The sequence below is a fragment of the Amycolatopsis albidoflavus genome, assembly GCF_039525725.1.
GTDB lineage: Bacteria > Actinomycetota > Actinomycetes > Mycobacteriales > Pseudonocardiaceae > Amycolatopsis > Amycolatopsis albidoflava.
In genome coordinates this window covers 19069-38276 of sequence record NZ_BAAAHV010000006.1, presented here as the reverse complement: position 1 = coordinate 38276, position 19208 = coordinate 19069, and the positions used below count along the sequence as shown (strand labels likewise).

Annotated in this window: 18 protein-coding genes; all 18 read right to left on the bottom strand. The window is 69.1% G+C overall.

What is annotated here, in order from left to right:
• Window position 1: 1 nt before the first annotated feature.
• Entirely contained in the window at window positions 2-2128 is a 2127-nt protein-coding gene (locus tag ABD156_RS08460) for a hypothetical protein (RefSeq protein ID WP_344268699.1), read from the bottom strand.
• Entirely contained in the window at window positions 2125-5379 is a 3255-nt protein-coding gene (locus ABD156_RS08455) for a putative baseplate assembly protein (protein WP_344268696.1), read from the bottom strand. Before ABD156_RS08455 ends, ABD156_RS08460 begins: the two co-directional genes overlap by 4 nt.
• Window positions 5376-8147, bottom strand: coding sequence for a putative baseplate assembly protein (locus tag ABD156_RS08450; protein WP_344268693.1), 2772 nt, complete (start codon window positions 8145-8147; stop codon window positions 5376-5378). The genes ABD156_RS08455 and ABD156_RS08450 overlap by 4 nt, the downstream gene beginning before the upstream one ends.
• Window positions 8144-8503 carry a GPW/gp25 family protein gene (locus tag ABD156_RS08445; protein ID WP_344268690.1) on the bottom strand — a complete coding sequence of 120 codons (360 nt, stop codon included), beginning with the start codon at window positions 8501-8503 and terminating at the stop codon, window positions 8144-8146. Before ABD156_RS08445 ends, ABD156_RS08450 begins: the two co-directional genes overlap by 4 nt.
• A gap of 5 nt (window positions 8504-8508) precedes the next feature.
• The gene (locus ABD156_RS08440; RefSeq protein ID WP_344268687.1) at window positions 8509-8835 is read right to left on the bottom strand and encodes a hypothetical protein; all 327 of its coding nucleotides are present in this window, start codon (window positions 8833-8835) and stop codon (window positions 8509-8511) included.
• A gap of 11 nt (window positions 8836-8846) precedes the next feature.
• Window positions 8847-9380: a phage baseplate assembly protein V gene (locus ABD156_RS08435; RefSeq protein WP_344268684.1), complete on the bottom strand. Its 534-nt coding sequence runs from the start codon at window positions 9378-9380 to the stop codon at window positions 8847-8849.
• A complete protein-coding gene (locus ABD156_RS08430) occupies window positions 9377-10498 on the bottom strand; it encodes a hypothetical protein (protein ID WP_344268681.1) in 1122 nt (373 codons plus the stop codon). Before ABD156_RS08430 ends, ABD156_RS08435 begins: the two co-directional genes overlap by 4 nt.
• Window positions 10491-10805: a LysM peptidoglycan-binding domain-containing protein gene (locus ABD156_RS08425; RefSeq protein ID WP_344268678.1), complete on the bottom strand. Its 315-nt coding sequence runs from the start codon at window positions 10803-10805 to the stop codon at window positions 10491-10493. Before ABD156_RS08425 ends, ABD156_RS08430 begins: the two co-directional genes overlap by 8 nt.
• 10 nt (window positions 10806-10815) lie before the next feature.
• The gene (locus ABD156_RS08420) at window positions 10816-11472 is read right to left on the bottom strand and encodes a hypothetical protein (RefSeq protein WP_344268675.1); all 657 of its coding nucleotides are present in this window, start codon (window positions 11470-11472) and stop codon (window positions 10816-10818) included.
• A 78-nt stretch (window positions 11473-11550) separates the two neighbouring features.
• The gene (locus ABD156_RS08415; RefSeq protein WP_344268672.1) at window positions 11551-11769 is read right to left on the bottom strand and encodes a hypothetical protein; all 219 of its coding nucleotides are present in this window, start codon (window positions 11767-11769) and stop codon (window positions 11551-11553) included.
• A gap of 165 nt (window positions 11770-11934) precedes the next feature.
• Window positions 11935-12165: a hypothetical protein gene (locus ABD156_RS08410; RefSeq protein WP_344268669.1), complete on the bottom strand. Its 231-nt coding sequence runs from the start codon at window positions 12163-12165 to the stop codon at window positions 11935-11937.
• The gene (locus ABD156_RS08405) at window positions 12162-13976 is read right to left on the bottom strand and encodes an ATP-binding protein (protein WP_344268666.1); all 1815 of its coding nucleotides are present in this window, start codon (window positions 13974-13976) and stop codon (window positions 12162-12164) included. The genes ABD156_RS08410 and ABD156_RS08405 overlap by 4 nt, the downstream gene beginning before the upstream one ends.
• Window positions 13973-15208: a Pvc16 family protein gene (locus tag ABD156_RS08400; protein ID WP_344268663.1), complete on the bottom strand. Its 1236-nt coding sequence runs from the start codon at window positions 15206-15208 to the stop codon at window positions 13973-13975. The genes ABD156_RS08405 and ABD156_RS08400 overlap by 4 nt, the downstream gene beginning before the upstream one ends.
• Window positions 15205-16062 (bottom strand): hypothetical protein, encoded by an 858-nt coding sequence (locus ABD156_RS08395; protein WP_344268660.1) that lies wholly within the window; start codon window positions 16060-16062, stop codon window positions 15205-15207. Before ABD156_RS08395 ends, ABD156_RS08400 begins: the two co-directional genes overlap by 4 nt.
• Entirely contained in the window at window positions 16059-16757 is a 699-nt protein-coding gene (locus tag ABD156_RS08390) for a T4 family baseplate hub assembly chaperone (RefSeq protein ID WP_350539808.1), read from the bottom strand. The genes ABD156_RS08395 and ABD156_RS08390 overlap by 4 nt, the downstream gene beginning before the upstream one ends.
• Window positions 16757-17278: a phage tail protein gene (locus ABD156_RS08385; RefSeq protein WP_344268654.1), complete on the bottom strand. Its 522-nt coding sequence runs from the start codon at window positions 17276-17278 to the stop codon at window positions 16757-16759. The genes ABD156_RS08390 and ABD156_RS08385 overlap by 1 nt, the downstream gene beginning before the upstream one ends.
• A gap of 15 nt (window positions 17279-17293) precedes the next feature.
• Entirely contained in the window at window positions 17294-18925 is a 1632-nt protein-coding gene (locus ABD156_RS08380) for a phage tail sheath family protein (RefSeq protein WP_344268651.1), read from the bottom strand.
• Window positions 18926-18980: 55 nt separating this feature from the next.
• Window positions 18981-19196: a hypothetical protein gene (locus tag ABD156_RS08375; RefSeq protein WP_344268647.1), complete on the bottom strand. Its 216-nt coding sequence runs from the start codon at window positions 19194-19196 to the stop codon at window positions 18981-18983.
• Window positions 19197-19208: the final 12 nt, after the last annotated feature.

The window sequence follows — 19208 nt, the reverse complement described above, 5'->3', positions numbered from 1 at the left end:
CCTAAGTGGCGAACAGGATGCCGGCGTCCGTGCCGGCTGGGGTGTACTCGGCGAGCCGCAGCCGGAGACTGTCCTCGCGTTGCGGGTGGAACAGGTCGTGGAAGGCCCCCATTTCCGAACCGTCCTCCGCGCCGCGGCTGATTTCTTCCGGCCCGGACCGCGCTAGCTGCGCGTAACCCGGGGTGCCGTAGCGAGTCGAGGTGAACTGGGGGACGACGCGGACCGGATCGCCGGAATGCTCCGGTTCGCAATGGAATCGGGGCGGGGTGCGCGAACTCTTCGGCAGCCAGCAGAACCGCACGCAGCCGTCTTGGCGACGGGCGATCCGCACCCGACCGTCCATAATGGAGTTCTCGAGCAATCCGGCGGCATGTGCGAAAACCGAGCCGAACACCGTGCACCGGCGGAAGTCGACCACCGCGTGCGCGCAGCCGTCGTCCGGGCCGCACAGCGCGGCGAGGCCGGGTCCGGTGGCGTCGAGAATGCTGTCGATGAGCCGGATCTGGTTGGGTTCGCGGTGTACTTCGTCGGCGGTGACGAGGATCGTGCCGAGGATGCTGCGTTCCACACACAGGCACGCTGGCGTGTCAGTGAGTTCGACGCTCGCCTCTTCCTCGTGTTCCGGACAGCACTGCGCGTCGAGCGACCATCCGGGCACCAAAGTGCAGTGCCGCAAAGCGAACTGCCCGACCGGACCGTGCACCTGGACGCTGCGCCCAGTGATCAGCAGCCCGTCGAAGACGACCTTGGGCAGCGGATCGTCTTTCGCGCCGCGGTCGGTGCCGATGATCCGCAGCGCGTCCGGACGGTTGCTGTTCCAGTCGAGCAGGCGCAGCACCGGACGCTTTCCGTTCGCCGCCCGCAGGGTCAGGAAATCACCGCGGTCGACCACCAGCTTGATTTGCTCCTGGTACGCCCCGCTGTCGGTGAATTCGATGACCGCCTTGCGCGCCGTCTTGTCGGTTTCCTTGTCCCGCTGCCACTCCTCGACGGCTTCCATGACGAGTTCGTGGTGCCCGGGACCGACGCGATAGACGTGCTTCGCCGTTTCCGGCGCTCGCGGATATTCACCGGCGCCGATGTCGGCGGAGAACCCGTAGTGGTAGTCGACCCACACCCCGGATTCCGGCGCCTGCCGGGCGGGGAAGGCGATCCGGCCGAGCACCGGGTCGAGCGCGACCTTCCCGTGCGCGGGCCGGTAACGCCAGCCGGAGAGATCCGCCGGAATGATGTCGTCCAGCGGGATCGGGTTCCCGTCGCTGAGGTAGACGCACAGGCTCTTCTCCGGTCCATAGTAGACCGCCGGTCGCTCGGAAAACGCCTGCCGCCGAATGAAAACCGGAACGTTCGTCTCGTCGGCGATGTGGGTCGGCGACGGCTCCCGGACCGGAGAGACGATCAGCGGAGTGTCGTTGCCGAGAATGCTGAACGTGAACCGGGTCCGCGCCCGGTCCTCGCAATACGCGGGCCCGCGCGTGATCGAGTACGGTTTCAGCCGCCATACATACAGGCCGATCTCCGGGATGCCGAACCGGCCGGTCCCCCGGTGCGAGGTGATCCGGCGGACGTCGATCGAATGCGCGAGCTCGTCGAACGGCCCGTCGAGCCGGTCGAGCGCGTCGGCGCCGTGAAGGTCGGTCAGCTGTCCCCTAGTCAGCCGTCGCCGGTCCGCACGCGGGTCTCGGCCGTGCAGCCGGATCGCTTGCGAGACCGCCAGCAGCTGCCGGAATTCGACCGCCCGCGCGGGCCATTCCGCGACGTCCGCGGCGAGTTGTTCCAGCAACGCCAAGGTGCCTTTGCGTCGCCGATTGCCGACGGTGTGCGCGACATCGCGACGAGGCGCGAGAGCGGACAACAGCCGCCGGGCCGCCGCCGATCCCGTCGCGAGCGTCTCGTCGGCACCCGGCAGGATCTGGTACCCGACGAGATCGCCGAGGTACGGCGCGACCCAGTCCTGACAGGTCTCGATGAACCAGTCCGCGTACTGCGCGTCCAGGTCGGCGCCGATCAGGTCGGCCTGCTCGGTGATCACGCCGAGCAACGCCTTGAGCGGCCCCGCGTTTTCCTCGTCGCGCCGCCGGTAGACCGACGGCATCAGGTCGTAAAGCCGATCCGGATTGCGAGTCATGGGATCCTCACCAACATCAGCGCTTCCGGCACCCCCGCCGGGAGCACAGCGAGCCGCGCGGGCCGGATTCCTCGGTACACAGTCAACTTCTGTCCCCACTCAAGCTCCGTCGACTCCAGCCCCGGGTTCAACCGGACCAGCTCGTCGACAGTCAGCCCGTGCCGGAGCGCGATCGTCGTCAAGGTGTCCTTGCCGAACGAGTCCACGTAGCCCACCTCGTCGAAAACCTCCTCGAACCGCGCCCCGGACGCCCCGACGCACGGCTTCGCCTCGGTGAGCCGGTCCGCGACCGTGGCCAGTTCGACCGGCGTGACGTCGCCGGCGATGCCGTCGAAGACAGTGATCGCGGCGTAGTCGACGCCCGGCACGGCCTGGATCGCGGCGAACACCTCGCTGAGGAACGCGGGCTCGCCGAGCTCCCGGCGAGCAAAGGAAAACTTGTCCAGCAACGCGGCGCGCACCGCGGGCTCCACCAGCTCCCACGAGTAGTCCGGCAGCACCTTGACCCCGGCGCGCAGCACGAGCAGCACCCGTTCCCGCACCGCGACCCGCACTCCGACGCCGCGATCGCCGAAGCCGGCCAGCGCCGCTTCTAGCGCGACCACCGAGCCGGAGGACGAGTCGATCCGCGCGTCCCCGGTCGCCGCGACCGTCACGTGCACGACCCGCCGTCCGCCGTCAGACAGCTTGACTGCCTTGGCTTTCCCGATCCCGGCCCGCGCACGCGTGAAGTCCTCGTAGTCGCGGATCGACACCAGCCGGTCGAGCGCGAGCATCCGCAGCGGGATCGACGCCCGGGCGTCCGCCGGTCCGTCGCCGTCCGCTCCCCCGCCGGACGCCAGCGGGTTGGTCACCGCGCGCACGCCCGGCGGCCGGCCAGTGGCCTGGCTGATCTGCCCGGCCGCGACGTTCCCGTCGTGGCCCGCGCCGATCCGGTAAACCGCCGTCACGTTCTCCACGCCTGCGGGAAGGCGCGCGCCGTGGACACCGTCGCCGAACCGAAGCGAGCGGGTGCCGCCCGCGCCGACCGAGACCTCGTAGTCATGGCCTGTCGGCCCGGACCACACCAGCCCCTCGGTTTCGTGCCAGCGGACACCGGCCACGCGAGCGGCGAGCGTGCTCTCCGCGCCGGAAGCGTTGGCGGACGGCCGGAACGTGAGCGGATTGTCCGCATTGGCCTGGCGCAGCTGGAAAACCTGATTCGCGACGCCCGGATCGCCGCTGCCGAGCACCTCGGTGCGGGTCTCGCCCTGGTCCGCCTCCACGACATTGCCGTAGAGGGTCACGGTGTCCCGGCGGTACCGGTAGGACAACTCCGTGGCCAGCGACAGGAACGTGCGGACCCGGCTGCCGTTGCGCGTCGGCTCGACCCGCTGCCGGATCCCGGCGACCATCGTCACCTCGGCGGCCTGGATCCCGCTGGTGTGCGGCACGTCGGTGCGTTCGCCGGACACCACCAGCCACCGGCCCGGCCGCAGCCCGTCGTAGACCCGCGACAGTTCGATCTCGGCGCCTTCGACGTCCTTGGTGATCGGGTCGCCGACCGCGGTGAGCGTTTCGCCGCGCGCCCAGACGACCGTGCCCGCCCCGGGAACCGGCGAAACGACCTGGTTCACGGTGATCTTGGTGACCTGCTTCTTCCCGACCGGGTCGGTCTTTCCCGGAACGGTGACGTCGACGCTGGCCAGCTCCACCAACGTCACCTGCGCGGCGGACCGCTTGCCGTCCGGCGATTCGAGCACGACCCAGCTGCCGCCGGCGATGCCGTCGTACACCGCGTCCAGCCACACCTTCGTGGTGCCCGCCGGGTCCGCCTCCGCACCGGCCGGGCGCGCGATCGCGACCGCCCTGGTCCGCAGCACCTGCAGGCCGGACAACGCCGGCGGCGGCGCGATCTGCTCGTTCGCCCACGCGTGGTGCAGGTTCGGTCCCAGTCGGGGGTCGGCCTCGATGAGCAGCTTCGGGTGCACGTCGGAACCGGCGTGGAACAACTGGTCCACTGTGGACGGAAGGTCGACCGCCTTGCGCGGCGGCCGGGACGGCTCGCGCCGCAGCCACGGCAGCACCGGGGTGAGCCCGATCAGCGCCGCCGCCCGGTCGCAATCGGTGCCGTAGCCGCAACCGCAACCGCAGCCGTCGCCGCTGCCTTCGAAGCGGTATCCCGGCGACGAGCAGAACAGTTCCTTGGCGAAGTTGTTCAGGTAGCGCAGCTCCGGATCGCTTTCGCGCATCGCCGCGGTACAGAGCTTCAGCAGCACGTCCGTCGCGTCCGAAACCGGCCCGACGGAATCGCGAAACCAGTCCTGGACAGCGCAGCTCGCGTGCGCCCTGGCGAGCGCGGCCTGCTCCGCCAGTTCGGTGCTCACCTGGTGGGCCGTGCGAGCGAGGACATAGGTCACCGTGGCCGAGGTACCGAGGCCGCGCAGATAGGTCTCGGTGTTGTTCAACACGGTTACCGTGCAGTCGATCCAGTCCGACGGCGCGGGCTTTCGCTCCACCGCGGTGCCGATCACCTTGCGGAGGTGGGCGATAGCCCGGTTCAGGTCGTCGAGGCCTGAGATGACCAGCTTCGCGGTCGTCCGGTTGGCTTGGAAGTCCGTCGCCGCTTCGGCGACCACGCGGATCACCGGCGGGAACTTGCCGAACAGCAGCAGCAACCGGTCCCCCGGCTTGAGCGCCGCGGTGGTGCCTTGGATCCCGATCTGTTCGGTGGCCGGGGCGGTGTCGGCGGTGACGTCCACCGGGTCGGCAGTGGCGACCTGGAGCGCGTTCCACTCCTCGCGCGCCTGGAGCTCCGCCGTGGTCTCGAACGTCTGCGGCAGCTGGTTCTGCGCGGGCACGCTCTTCGCAGCGGTGCCAGCCGGAATCACCGTCCGCGCGCCGGGATCCAGCGTGTACGCGAGAAAGGTGGTCGCCGCCAGCGCGGGCCGCGGCGTGTAGCCGACGAGAGTGCCGAGGTGGTTGAGCGATTCGGGTTCGGTGGCGGTCCGCAGGTAGCCCTCGTTCGCGATCCGCTCCTGGTAGAAGGTCAGCACGTCGCCGACGACGGCCCAGCAGTCCAGCAGTGCGATCGCCGGGTCGTCCGGGTCGCGCGTGGTGAGCGGGGCCAGCGCCGCGCGGCTCGCCAGCCTGGCCAGCATCGACTGGCGGAACCGCGCGTAGGTGCCGATCCGCCGGGACAGCGCGGGCAGGCCGGGGCGCTGGTAGGTCGTCGCCGGAGTTGTCAGGCTGGTTCGCGCGCAGCAGTTCATCGTCCGCCTGCCAGGTCGAGGGTGAGCTGCCCGTTCTCGGGCCGGCTCGGGTCGTCGTCCAGTTGCGCCACCTCGAGCGGCCCGATCGGGAGGACGCCGGTGGCGAGTGCGGTGCCGGGCGGTCCGAACAGCCGCTCCAGCCGGGTCACCTCGGCGTGCCGGACCCCGGGTACCGCGGCCACGGTCGCGACGATCTGGCCGACCCGGATCGGAGTGCCGAAGGTGAGGCGATCCGGCTGGAAGAACGCGCCGAGCGCCCGCCGCAGGGCCGACCGCACGTGTCCGGCGATGTGGTCCGGCAGCACTTCGACGTGCACCGTGAGGTCGAGCGGCACGAGGGTCGCGGTGAACACCGAAAGGTCGTGGCCGATCCGGCGGTAGCGGTACAGCCCGGCGCGGATTTCGTCGAGCAGCCAGCTCGGCGCGACCTCCGTGCCGAGCGGGTCGATCGCGACCTGCGCCTCGTACCAGCTGCCCGTCCACCGCAGGTCGCCCGCGGCGCGCTGCACGCTCGGCGAGGCACCGGCCAGCGTCGCGTAGTCGTCCGCCGTGATGGCGCGCAGCAGCCGACGGCGGACCTCCTGCGGAGCACGCAGCCGGACCTCGGACACCGGCTCGGGATCCACTCCACCCTTGGCAGGCAACGGATTCCGCACGCTTCGGATGCCGGGCACGTCGGCGCGGTCGAAGATGATGCTGCTGATGGCTTCGCGGCCGACGTTCCCCGCCAGACCGGTCCCTACACGCAGCGACGCAGTCAGCTCGCCACTCAAGGGGAACTTCGCGCCGTTGCGTCCATCGCCGAATCGCAGCACGGTCGCGCCGGTATCAGTGAGCTCGCCGACGAAGTGCCGGTCGACTGGCCCGCTGTCGAGCAGATCCCGCTGGGGCAGCCAAACATCATGGTTTCGGTCAGTGACGGTTACCGCGGGCAGCGCCGCGCGCGGATCCGGTTGCGTGGCAAGACTTGCCGGACCGCGAAACGCCTCACGGTGCTCGTCGAGCTTCGCGCCCTCGTCCGCACCCCAGCTCTGACCGATCTCCCAGCCCTCGTTCTTCGCCGTGAGCACGTATCCCGCGCGAGCCTGCCGGATGAGGTCTTTCACCCGCTCCAGTTTGGTTTCCAGCAGGTCGTCGAAACACGCCAGCAGGTACCGCAGCGCGCGTCGCGGATGCTCGCGGAGGTGCAGCTTCTTGACGAGCTTGGCCCCGAAAAGCACGGTGACGAACTTGATGTCCTCTTCGGACAGTTCGCTCCGCCACAGCTTGATCAGCCTCGCGCGGATCCGGCCGGGCAGCCCCACCAGCCAGCGCGCCTGCGCGGCCGCGATGTCGGCGGGATCCGGGAACGGCACGCTTTGCGTGATCGGCTGGTGTCGCAGCTGCGGCTGAACAACCACCGGCAACGGCGGGTAAGCAGGTTCGGGTTCGGTCTCACCGCCGCAACCGCAGCCACAGTCGCGCGGACACTGCGGCTCGTCCGGTGCGGGGTCGGGAACGGGGTGGCACTCCGGGTCGACTCGCCAGCCGTGCTCGACCAGCACCACGTTGCCGCGAGCGACCCCGACCTCAAGGTCAAGGCACTCCGGGCCGCCGCGAGAGTTGACGCACAGCGGGAAAGTGAGCGCGTCTTCGCGACCCCAGGTCACTTCCAGCAGCTTTTGCCGATACAGCTCGTCTTCGGTCTCGCTCACCGACGTCAGCCGGACAGCCTGTCGGTGCGTGTGATCAGCGTCGGCCGGAAGACCGGACGGCACGCCCATCAGTTCCTCGAAGAGCACCACGTCCCCTGCTGCGAGACCCAACGCCCGGTCACTGTCCACCAGGGTCGCCGAGGTCGCCCCGGCCGGCAGGCAGCAGTCGTGGTCGCCCCACGTCCACAGGCTGATCCGGTTGCGCGCGGGAAGGAGCCGAACCTCCTCGTCGTGGACCGGCTCGAAGATCTCCGGCGCACCGCGAAGATCGCTTTCCTTCAGGGAGACGCCGGGCAGCGTGCTGAACCGGAAAGTCCCCTTCGGGAGCGGGACCTCCTCGTCCGCTTCGATGCACACCCAAGCCCGCGCGGAACATCCGTCGTGCATCGGGTAGTCGACCAGCCGGGCGTGCCGACGCACGGAAACCCGCAGCCGCGCGGTATCCAGATACGCCTCGGTCGCCACGGCGTCTTGCTGGTAGCTCAGCCGGTCGCCCTCGTAGGCGAGCAGTTCGGTGAGCATGATGCCGATGTCCGGGACGTGCCGTTCGGTCCAGGACGGCATCGTCAGCTTCAACCGGTCCAGCAGCAATTGCCGGAAACTGGCGTAATCCTTGCTGAGGTAATCGATCTCGGCCGTTGCTTCCGCCGGTGGCGCGCTTTCCGCGACCGGCGCGCAGTCGACGTCGCCGCAGCTGCCGAACGTGAAGTCCACCTGGGCGTACCGCGGATCAAAGCCCGGATACGGCCTCGTTCCCGGTTTGCCGATCGGTCCGCATTCCACAATGGACAACCGGTAGGTCGACAGATCTCCGGCCCGGTCGACCGTCAGCCGTACCGCGTCGGCGAGGTCGGGATCGTCGCTCGCCCACAGTTCGACCGCGACGACCGCGATCCCGGTCACGCGCCGTCCGCCGTCGATCCGGAAATTGGCCGGCACCAACTCTTCCGGTGCCTTGCCGAAGAACCCCACCGTGAGCGAACGACCGTCGTCGCTCACGCCCACCGAGTCGATCCCGTTGCCGCCCGCGACGCGCACGTCCGCCCGGCGGCGCTCGTCCGCACAGCCGATCATGCCGCCCTCCCGGTGATGACGTCCTCGCGCCGTTCGCCGGTCGCGAGGAGGATGTACCCGATCTCGATCCGCAAAGTGCTCTCCTCCGCGGTGACCTCCAGGTGCTGCACGGTGATCAGGTCACCCAGCCAGCGGTGCAACGCGCCTTCCGCCGACGCCTGCACCGCCGCCGCCAGCTCCGGGCTGTTCGGCTCGAACACGAGGTCCAGCAGTCCGCAGCCGAAGTCCGGGCGCATCACGCGCTCCCCCGGCGTGGTGAAGAGCAGTTGCTCGATCAGGTCGAGCACGTGGTTCGCGTAGCCGGTTTCCGCGACCCGGCCGCGCTGGTCGAAGTGGAACGGGAAGTCAATGTCCACAGTGGTCACCTCCCCGTGACGGACTGTTGCATGACAAGCACAATCGGCGGACCGGGCGAAAGAGAGCCGAGGCACGTGCCGCCGCCCTGTCCGGCCGGAGGAAGTTGCGTGAGCATCGGCGTTCCACCCGCCAGCAGGGACGAAATGTTCGTCCACTGCACCGTCGCGCACGGCGGAGTCAGCGTGCACCCGGCGACGATCAGCTGGTCTTTCGTGGTGAGCACCGGCATTCCGTTCACCAGCGCCGCGGGCGGCCCGGCCGGGATCGCGGTCACCGCGCCGCCGTGCGGGCAGGTCATCGTCATTCCGCTGTGGAGCAGGAAACCCGGCATGCCGCCACCCCCTAGTTCGGAACGACGAAAGTGCCGTTGTTGACGATGACCGAGGTCCCGGCGAGCCGGATCGAGGCGAGACCGGGACCGCAGGACAGTTCGATCCCGGTCTCGTTGAGCTTGATGTACGGCCCGGACGGCCCCAGGATCTGCAGCTGGATGCCGCCGGTCGGACCGGGTTGCTGAGTGATCAGCAGGTAGTTCTGCGGCGGAACGCCCAACGGGGTCAGCGGCGTCCCGATGACGACCTGCGGCACCCCGGGCAGGATGCTCGACGCGATCGGCGGTCCTTCCTCGGCCACGTCGCGCCGGAACCCGGTCCAGATCGCGCGGCCGATGTCTCCGCTCTGGAACTCGACCCACACCCCGGAACCGACCAGCGGCACCACGTTCATGCCCGGCGTCGCGGTGCTCGCCCGCGCCCAGATGGCGTTGTCGCCCAGCACTTCGCGGACCCGCACCAGCAGCCGGTCGAGCCGCAGCGGGTCCACATTGGACACCACCACGCCCTCGTAGGTGCCGTCGAACCGCGTTTCTTCGGTCATGCGCTCACCTGCTGGGAGAAGGGGACGAAACCGTCCCTGGTCAGTCCGAAACTCTGCTTGTACTCGCCGCGTTTGATCTCGTGGGTGACCCGGTTGACGTAGTAGAGGCCGTCGTACGCGAGCCCCGCGCCGCGCACCCCGACCAGCGCGCGTGCCTTGAGCACGTGGCCGTACCGGAGCACGTCGAGCTTTCCCTGTCCGGTCACCGCGTCGGCCGCCTTCGCGGTTTTGCTGAGGCCGCGCAACAAGATGTCCGTCGTGGACCGGCCGTCCAGGTCCGGCAACGGCCGCTCCTGCAGGGCGACCGCGGGACGAGCGGCCAGCGGCGGGCGCAGCAACGCGAGGTCCGGCACCGGAATGGAAAACCCGATCTTGGTGTGCGGCTCGGTGATCCGGATCGTGTACTGCTTCCCGGACATCCCGTCGAAACTGAACGACAGGGATTCCACATTGGTCGCGGTCCCGGAATCGACGGTGAGCGCGGGCTGCACGACCCCGGCCCGGATTTCCGGGCCCCAGTACCCGATGCTCGCACCCGGCATCGGCCCCGGGGTCAGGTAGAACGCGTACCCCGCCTGCCGCGCCAGTTCCCGGAGATAGCCGAGATCGGTGTCGGACTGGCCGTCGATTCTCGACAGCGGCGGCTCCGGTTCCCACAGCCGCGCCGGTACCGGAGCGGGCACGATTCCGTACATCGCGTACTTCGCGAGGATCTTCAGCACCCGCACGTGCAGCGGCATCTCGAGAAAGATCTCTTCCTCATACCGCAGGTCCATCAGCGCGGTGAGGTCCTCGCCGGTCAGGGTGAGCCGCGACTCGCCGGGCCCCGCGCCCGGGCTCATCTCGTGCCGGGTGATCACGCCGTCCATCAGCACGTCCACCGAACCGCCGACGATCGCCGACAGCACGACCCGCGCGGGCGGATCAAGCAGCCCGGACGGCAGCAACGTCCGGGTGAGCACTGACTTCCGGCTCACCGCGAAGGTCAGCTGGAACCCGCTGCGCTCGCCCGCGGACGAGGTGACCTGCACGGACTGCAACGCGTCGATCAGCTCATGCGGCACCGGTGCGGCGAGGACGCGGCCGATCATCAACTGCAGCTGAAAGCTCTTACCCACCGGTCCCTCCCGCCGGAATCCCGGGCGGCAGCGTGATCCGCAGCCGGCGGCCCGGCTCCGCGGTCAGCGCGTCCGGATCCATCGCCCGGTTCGCGTCGGCGATCCGCCAGTACTGCTCGGCGTCGCCGAACACCTCGCCGGCGATGCGATCGAGCCGGTCGCGGGGTTTGACCACGCGCTCGCCGATCTGCGCGAGCTGCTCAGGCTGGGGCAGCAACCGCCGCTGGACGAAGCGGACCGAACGACCGTCCGGAAGGTCGCGGACCGCGGTGGGCAGACTGTAGTAACGACTGGTCGCGGAGAACATCAAGCACCTCCTAGACGGTCGGCACGCCGACGTCGGTCACCGGGTTGTCGACCCCGTCGGCGAATTGTTCTTTCTGCTGGAGATACGTCAGGTACAGCGTTCCGCCCTTGGCGCGCGCTCCCGGATCGCCGGGACGCGGGTAGCCGAGATCGTCCACAGTGAGCACCCGGACGGTGATGCTGACCTTGGCCCGGATCGGATTCAGCGCGGCGTCGAAGGCTTCCTCGGCGACGCTGAAGTCGGTGATCCGCACCGGCAGCACGCGTTTAGGCCCGAGCACCAGGACGGTCAGCGGTGCCTCGACCGGCACGATTTCCAGCTGCCCTTGGCCGGCTAGCTGGTCTTCGTTCTGCAGCTGGGCGTAGGTCGGCGAAAGGCTTTTCTCTAGCGCACACAGGACGGGGAACAATCCGTCGGGAAACTTCTCGGGCGCCGCGGTGGCGTCGAACTCGGCGTCGAACCGGTACGTCTCGTGCGAAGGCCCCTTGAGCCGCAACGCTTCCAGCCGGTCGCCCGGCTCCCCGCCGAGGCCCTGCACCTGCAGGGTCCGGGTGAGCGTGTCCGGGTTGTACTGGAACGGAATCGTCTTCGACGCCCGCCCGCTGTCCGGATCCACCAGCACGAACCCGCCCCGGACGGGATTCAGGCTCTGCGGAAAGGTGGTCATCGTCGTAGTCCTCCCCAGCGAACGGCGGAACGCCTTGCCCCAAAGCGTGCCGGGAGCGCGTCACCGAGCCGTCACCGATCAGCCGGCGACCTCGCGGATGCCGCGGTGAATCGAGCTCGCGATCGCCTCCGCGAGCGTGCCTTCCGCCAGCTGCGCCACCACGACCCGCCGCCGCGACTCCCGCCACCCCCGGCGCGGCGCGGCAGCCACCATCTGGCGCGCCAACTCGGCTTGCACAGCATCGCGAAGCTGACCAGGATCCTCAGCCAACCCGATCAACTCAACCGGCCGCCTCACGAATCCCACAGTGAATCGACCGCGCGATCGCCTCCGCGAGCGAACCCTCCGCCAACTGCGCCACCACGACCCGCCGCCGACCCTGGCGCGGCTGCCATCTGACGCGCCAACTCGGCTTGCACGGCATCGCGAAGCTGACCGGGATCCTCAGCCAACCCGGTCAGCTCAACCGGCCGCCTCGCGGATGCCGCGGTGAATCGAGCTCGCGATCGCCTCCGCGAGCGTGCCTTCCGCCAGCTGCGCCACCACGACCCGCCGCCGCGACTCCCGCCACCCCCGGCGCGGCGCGGCAGCCACCATCTGGCGCGCCAACTCGGCTTGCACAGCATCGCGAAGCAGACCAGGATCCTCGACCACCCCAGTCAGCACCAGCCGGTCGATCCGGACCTCGATCACCGCCGGAAATCCCGTTCCGGCACGGGAAGTTCAAGCTTCCGAAACTCAGTGCGCGCAGCGGCCAGCACCGTCTCCATCGTGATCGGCGACCCGGCCGCCGCAGCGAGAAAAGCCGCGTTGAGCGCGATGTTGCGGATCATCGCGCCGCTCGTCTGCAGCTGCGCCAACCGGCCGAAGTCGAGGCCCTCGCACGGGGCCCGCGTCGGAAACGCCTTCTGCCACATAATCTTCCGCTCAGCAGGCCCGGGAAAAACGAACTCGACCACAAACCTCAGCCGACGCAGGAAAGCGGTATCCAGCGTCGAACGCATGTTGGTCGCGAGGATCGCCAGGCCACGGTGCGCTTCCATCCGCTGCAGCAGATAGTCGACCTCGATCGTGGCGTACCGGTCGTGCGCGTCGCGGACCTCGCCGCGTTTGCCGAACAGCGATTCCGCCTCGTCGAAGAACAGGATCGCACCCTCGGCCGCGTCGAACAGCTTCCGCAGGTTCTTCTCGGTCTCCCCGATGTACTTGCTGACCACTGTGGACAGATCGATCCGGTAAAGGTCCAGCGCCAGCCGGTTCGCGAGCACCTCGGCCGCCATCGTCTTGCCGGTACCGCTCGGCCCGGTGAACAGCACGCTCAATCCCAGGCCGCGCTCACCGAAGCCCCACGTCTCGTGCACTCGCGTGCGCTGCCCCACCTGGTCGGCGATCTCGCCGAGCAACCGGCGGGGCTGCTCCGGCAGCACGAGATCGTCCCAGCCCGCCGTCGATTCGAGTCGCTGCGCGCGGCCGTCCAGCCGCGGCCGGGTGCGAACACGGCATTCCTGCCACACCTTCTCCGGATCGGCTCCGGCGACCGCGGCCACCGCCGCGATGCCCGGCAGGTCGAGCGCGAACTGCGCGGCCAGCGCGTCGATCACCGGCTGCTCGCTCCCGAGCGCCTCCCGCCACGCCAGCGCCCGTTCCGCCGGCGTCGGCGGGCTGACCTCGATCGACCGGAGTCCCGGCCCGCCTTCCCGCACGGCCAGCACCGCCGGTCCGGTGATCCGGTCGAGAAACCGGGAACCGTCCGCGTCGTCGGCTTCGAGGTACAACGCCAGCGGCAGCAAGGCGGCCTCGCGCTGCCAGCTGCGAGCCAGAAGGTCCAGCTCCACCGGCTGTGCGGGCAACGCGGCCGCTTCAAGTCGGTACGCCGCCAGTCCGGAGATCTCCGCGGCGTGCGCGGTGACCTGTCGTTTGGCGGCCTCGTCGGCACCGGTGAGCTGAACCGGACCGGCGAGCGCCCACTGGCTGGCGACTTCCTCGGCAATCCTCTGCTGCGAAGCCGACAGCTCGGTGAGAGCCAGCGGCGTGACCAGCGGACTCAGCCGGTCGTCGAGACTGTTGAGCCCCTTCAGATAGTTGACCGCGCGCTCAGCGGCCCGCAGCGGCGCGGACACCACGCCCTGCCCGGACACACCCTCGATGAGCTGCCAATACCGCAGACCGCCTTGCGGCGACACGGCTTCCCACGCCGGATCGGGCAGCACGCGAAGAGCCAGCCCGAACGTCGGATACGCCATGTGCGGATTGCCGTGCGCCTCGGCGCAAAGCCCGGCGATCGACGGATCCAGCTCGACCGCCGCGCACAGCAGCAAGGTGTCCCGCTCGAACCGCGACAGCCCGAGCCGCGCCGCCAGTACCGTCAGCGCGGGCGGCGGGTCGATCGCCTCGGCTTCCTCAATGGCGGCGGTCGAAACCTCTTCGCCGGGGTGTCGCAGCACCTCCCGCACCCACTCCAGCGACGCGGCGAGGAAGCGTCCGTTCGCCGCCTCCCAGGTCATGAGATCGTCACCGTCTGGGTGGCGTCGAACACCGGCTTCGGCCCGGTGCGGTCGACCAGCAGGCTGTCCACGCCGCCGATCCGCAGTCGCGCGAGATGGGTGCCCACCGGCGCGTCCGGGACGTCGAAGGTCAGGTCCGCGCCGGCCACCGGGTCCTCCGGCTGGGCCGCGACCGCACGCCGCTCCAGCACCGATCGCGACCCGAGTACCAGCAGCACCGGTTGCCCGGTCCGCACCGGAGGACGGCAGACGAGCTGGACCACCGCGGCGGTCCCGTCCCGCTGCACAGCCATCGGCATCGCGCTGGTGATCTCCGGCGCGACCGCGAGCGAGACCTCGTTCGTCGCCGTCGTGCCGGACACCACCGCCACCGACCACAGACCGGCCGGAAACGCCTGCGGCGGCCCCGTCAGCTCGAACCGGACCTCGGCCGCACTGCCCGGCACGACCGGAATCGAGACCGGCCCGGCCAGCAGCGGATGCGACAACCGGACCTCGTTCGCCTGGTCGAGATTCGCGCCCCGCAGAACGACGCGCCCGCCGAGTTTGACCGACGCCTGCTCGTGCTCGAGACCGTCGGGGCCGACCGCGACCGGCACCGCGGCGGTGAGCTGCGGGTACGGCGATTCGACGCTGGCAGCCGCTTCCGGCCCCCGGTCCAGCGCGCCCCGGCGCAGCACCGGCACCGCTGTCCGCGGCGGGCGGCGGCTGTCGATGAGCACCGGCCCGGCTTCGAACGCGACCGTGAGCCGGTAGCTGGTCTGGAACGCCGACCAGAGCGAGTAGATGTCCTTCTCCGCGAAGGACTGCCAGGTGAGCCGGACCAGTTCGGACTGTTCCGAGACGTCGCTGGGCGACTGCACCTGCCTCAGCCGCGCGCGACTGAGGTGCGGATGTTCGTGCAGCGTCCGCAGCGCACCGCCGAGCATCCGGTGCGCGATGGTGTCCGCGCCGCCCGGGACGTACGCGGTGAGCAGGTAGTGCAGGACGAGCGGCAGCTGCGGATCGCCGTGCTCTCCGGACCGCAGCCCTACGGGATCCTCGTTGCGCAGCGCCTCGTCGATGCCGATTTGGTAGAGGAACAGGTTCAGCTGCGGATCGCCGCTCGGCCCCGGCGTCTCGTGCGGAGGCCGCGCTTCGACCTTCGCGCCGCTCTCGACCTCACGCGCGCCTTCGAGGACCAGCTGGACCAGCGCCTCGGTCACGGCCTCGATCGCGTTGGCGTCACTCATCCCCGCTCCCGGAGGTAGTCGTCGAGGCTCAGCAACGGTTTCCGTTCCTTCGGCGGCTTCGGTGCCGCCGAAGGAGCCGGACGGGCAACGACCTCGACCCGGCCGATGCTGATGTGCACGTCCGGTTCAGCCGGTGCTTTCTGTCGCCGGATCACCAAGGGCTGCTGCAGTTGTTGCTGAGGCTGCGGTCCCGGTTCCGGACGGGGACGCGCGACTGGATGCGCACGGACCGGTTCGACCGCCGGCACCGGCGCGGCCCGTTCTGGTTCTGGAGGCACCAGGACGGCTTCTCGCTCCGCCGCGGCGACTGGCTGCAGTACCGTCTCTCGCTGCAGGTGTTCCGTACGCACTTCGTGCTCCAGCAACGATTCAGTGACCCGCTCCGAGCTCGATACGGTCGCGTGCTCGGTGTGCGTCCGTGACTCGACAACACTTTCTCGAACCACAGTGCCCGGCTCTCCCGGCTCGGAAACTTCGCGGACGCGCTCGATCACCGGAGGAGGGGACGGCACCGAGGTTTCCCGGACTCGCTCGACTGATTCCGGCCCCAGCACCCGGGTTTCGTGACCGCCTTCGACTCGCTCCGTGTGCGACACTTCGGTCTCGCGGACGCGCTCGACCGGACCCGGCAGCGTCGCCAAGGTTTCCTGGATAACCCGCCCCAGACCCGGAACCTCGCGGACCCGTTCGGTTTCCTTCGTGACCACCGGCTTCTGCTCCGATTCGGTGAACGTGCCCATCGGCAACTCGGGCTCCGCCCCGACCGGACTGGCGGGTTCGAACAACGTCGGCACGAGCGGCCGGATCGGCGGCGCGTCGATCCGGCCCAGCAGCCGGTCCACGAAATCGTTCATGCCATCGTCCCCGCGAGTTCCAGATACCGCCGGCGCCGCCCCGGACTCACCGCGAGCACCTCCGCCTCCGACCAGCCGTAGGCGAGCGCCAGCGCGTGCACGTCATACAACAACCGCCGCGCGCAGGCTTCCAGCTCCGCCCACAGATAAACCGCGATGTCGAACGGAGACGCCCACCGGTGGCCGCACACCGCGCAGTCCAGGTCGATCCGGACGTCCGCCTGCGGATCGCCCGCGGCCAACGCGTCCGGGAGCGCGCCGAGCACCGCGTCCGGCAACTCGGACCGCTCCACCTCTTGCCCGCCGGTCCGCGCGGTCACCACGCACCGTTCGAGCAACGCCCGTCTACTGTGGACTTCCAGCAGATCCCGGCTCGTCACCGCACGGAACTCGACCTCGTACCCGTCGACAGCCACGATCGCGGCAGCGTCCACTTGCGACGGACGCAGATCCCGGCTCGACAGTTCCAGCTCAAGTTCCTCACCACACGAAGGACAGCTCACGAGGCACGGAAACGCGGTCCCGAAGCACCGTTCCCGCAGGGCCAGCAGGAATTCGTCCCGCCGGCCCACCGCGAGATCGCCGACCTCGCCCGGTTCCGCACCGCCCGCCACAGCCAGCGCGAGCGCCCGCCGTACCGCGCCCAGCCCGTGCGCCGCCTCCCATACGTCGAGAAGGCTCGCTTCGGTGAACATCACGCCGGGTCTTCGAAGGACGTGTCCTGCGGCTCCGAAACCTCCTCGGCGACCCACCCCTCATTCTCGACCTTGATGTGCTGCACGGCGACCGCGTTGGCGTTGGAGTCCAAATCGGACACCGGCTGCCATTCCGAGACCCAGCAGTTGAAGACCTGATAGGACAGTACTTTCTGGCCGCCCTCGTCGAACACGTCGACGATGAGGTCGCGGCGGAAGTCCTTGAGCGAGGTCTCCAGCCCCTGCCCGGAGTTGGCGAAACTCCACACCCGGTTCGCCCACTGCGCGAACACCTTGTCCGCGGTGACGCCGCGTTCGAGGGTGATCGCGTCGTATTCGGTGCGGCCGGGCAGTTTCGCACTGGTCGCCGGATCGCCGCCGGACCGGTGCTTGATCACCTCGGTGCTCCGTTTGAAGCCGGTGATCTTGCTGACCCCGAGCAGATAGTCGCCGCCGCTGAACTTCACCCGGAACCGGAAGTTCTTGTACGGATCGCGCCGCCTCGTCTTGCTGTCGGACATAACGTCTACCTCCTGCTACACCTGGATCTGGCCGGCGAGCTGCTGGATGTGGATGAGCACGAACTCGGCGGGCTTCAGCGGGGCGAACCCGACCAGGATGTTGACGATGCCGCGGTCGATGTCGTTCTGCGGATTGTTCGTCGCGTCGCATTTCACGAGATAGGCGTCCTTCGGCGTACGGCCCTGGAACGCGCCTTGCCGGAACAGATTGTTCATGAACGCGCCGACGTTGAGCCGGATCGACGACCACAACGGTTCGTCGTTCGGTTCGAACACCACCCACTGCGTGCCGCGGAAAAGGCTTTCCTCGATGAAGAGCGCCAACCGCCGCACGGGCAGGTATTTCCATTGGTTCGCGAGCACGTCCGCGCCGCGTTGGGTGCGCGCGCCCCAGATCACGTTCCCCACCGAAGGCATGCCGCGCAGGCAGTTCACGCCGAGCGGGTTGAGCACGCCGTTCTGCAGGTCGGTGAGCCGGACGGTGAGACCGCTGACCCCGTTCAGCGTCGCCTCGGTTCCGGCCGGGGCCTTCCAGACGCCCCGCTGGACGTCCGTACGCGCCCAGGTTCCCGCGATCATTCCGCACGGAGGGAAATTGCGAACGAAGTTCTCCTGCTTGGGATCCGGCTGTTTTACCTGCGGGAAGTACAGCGCCGCGTTGCGGGCGAAATCGTTGTTCATCACGAATCCGTCCGCCTTCACGGCCTTGGCGACGACATCCGGCGCCTGCCATTGCGGGTCCGGGTCCACGATCAGCATCGCCCGGCGGTCCACGCAGAACTTGATCGCGTCGTCCAGCACGCTCTGCGCGCCGCCGATGAGCCCCGGTGCGCCCGGCAGGCAGAGCATGTTGAAGATGTCGGTCTCGAGCAAGGCGTACATGCCGGTTTGCTGCACCTTGTCGCCAAGGTAATCCGCGCGCCGCGGCGTGGGCCCGTTGGCGCCCTGGCCCGCTTCGGTGTACCAGATGTCTTTCTTCGTGGTGTCCTGGAACGGATCCTGCCCGTCCTCCAGCCCGGCGGAACTGTGCGCGGTCGGCCGTCGCTCGGCGTTCTCGACCGATCCGATCAACGTCGAGGACGCGATGACGTTCCCCAGTGTGCGCGGGGAATTCTTGTCGATGCTGACGTTGAGGTACTGCTCGGTGACTTTGCTGGTCCGGTCGTGCACAGTCAGGTTGTACAGCTGGTTGAGCTCGTCCTTGACGGTGTTGTAGTCGACCCGCGCCAGCAGCGTTCCGTTGGCCCAGGTTCCTTCTCCAGCCGCGTTCAGCGTCGGCCCCGCCGGCAACACGATCTTCGCCCGCGCGGCCGCGGGCGGTGGCGTGGTGTCCTCGGCAGCAGGCTGGCCCGTGCCGGACGGCGGGGTGGTCGGCTGCGCGGTGCCGAACACCCGCACGATTTCGGCCTCGCTGCCGCCGTTCTGGTAGAACTGCCAGACCGCGTAGCTGAGGTCGCTCGCCGGATCGAGGCCGCCGAACTGCTGTTCGTAGTCCTCCCAGCTCGTGATGTGCACCGCCACGTTCGTGACGCCGCGCGGTGCGGTGCCGACGAAAGCCGCGACCGAGGTGGGCACCCCGATGATGGTCCGAACCGCGCTCGGCAGTTCGTCGATGTAGACACCCGGAAAAGTGGGCGTGATGGGCATGGCCGTCTCCCTCCGCGGCTTTCTCGGCCGTGGTCGTGAGCGTGCACTGGTTCCGTCACCGCGGCGTCACGTCGCCTTCGCCGGCGCCGATCCGGCTCAGCCAGCGGTCCACCGACGCGAGAACCTGTTCGCGGGTCGTGAGCACCTCCGACGTCGTCGCGTCGGTGCGCACGTCCGCGGTGGTCGTGATGCGGACCCGCAGCTGTCCTTCGGAAGTGCACCACGCCCGAAGGACGTGCAGCGCGATTCGCTCCGGGTCCGCACCTGCCATACGGTGCAGTAC

Coding starts and splice junctions, on each gene's coding strand:
- ABD156_RS08460 (WP_344268699.1), bottom strand. CDS start 2,128: ATGACTCGCAATCCGGATCGGCTTTACGACCTGATGCCGTCGGTCTAC.
- ABD156_RS08455 (WP_344268696.1), bottom strand. CDS start 5,379: ATGAACTGCTGCGCGCGAACCAGCCTGACAACTCCGGCGACGACCTAC.
- ABD156_RS08450 (WP_344268693.1), bottom strand. CDS start 8,147: ATGATCGGCTGTGCGGACGAGCGCCGCCGGGCGGACGTGCGCGTCGCG.
- ABD156_RS08440 (WP_344268687.1), bottom strand. CDS start 8,835: ATGCCGGGTTTCCTGCTCCACAGCGGAATGACGATGACCTGCCCGCAC.
- ABD156_RS08435 (WP_344268684.1), bottom strand. CDS start 9,380: ATGACCGAAGAAACGCGGTTCGACGGCACCTACGAGGGCGTGGTGGTG.
- ABD156_RS08425 (WP_344268678.1), bottom strand. CDS start 10,805: ATGTTCTCCGCGACCAGTCGTTACTACAGTCTGCCCACCGCGGTCCGC.
- ABD156_RS08420 (WP_344268675.1), bottom strand. CDS start 11,472: ATGACCACCTTTCCGCAGAGCCTGAATCCCGTCCGGGGCGGGTTCGTG.
- ABD156_RS08405 (WP_344268666.1), bottom strand. CDS start 13,976: ATGACCTGGGAGGCGGCGAACGGACGCTTCCTCGCCGCGTCGCTGGAG.
- ABD156_RS08400 (WP_344268663.1), bottom strand. CDS start 15,208: ATGAGTGACGCCAACGCGATCGAGGCCGTGACCGAGGCGCTGGTCCAG.
- ABD156_RS08395 (WP_344268660.1), bottom strand. CDS start 16,062: ATGAACGATTTCGTGGACCGGCTGCTGGGCCGGATCGACGCGCCGCCG.
- ABD156_RS08390 (WP_350539808.1), bottom strand. CDS start 16,757: ATGTTCACCGAAGCGAGCCTTCTCGACGTATGGGAGGCGGCGCACGGG.
- ABD156_RS08385 (WP_344268654.1), bottom strand. CDS start 17,278: ATGTCCGACAGCAAGACGAGGCGGCGCGATCCGTACAAGAACTTCCGG.
- ABD156_RS08380 (WP_344268651.1), bottom strand. CDS start 18,925: ATGCCCATCACGCCCACTTTTCCGGGTGTCTACATCGACGAACTGCCG.
- ABD156_RS08375 (WP_344268647.1), bottom strand. CDS start 19,196: ATGGCAGGTGCGGACCCGGAGCGAATCGCGCTGCACGTCCTTCGGGCG.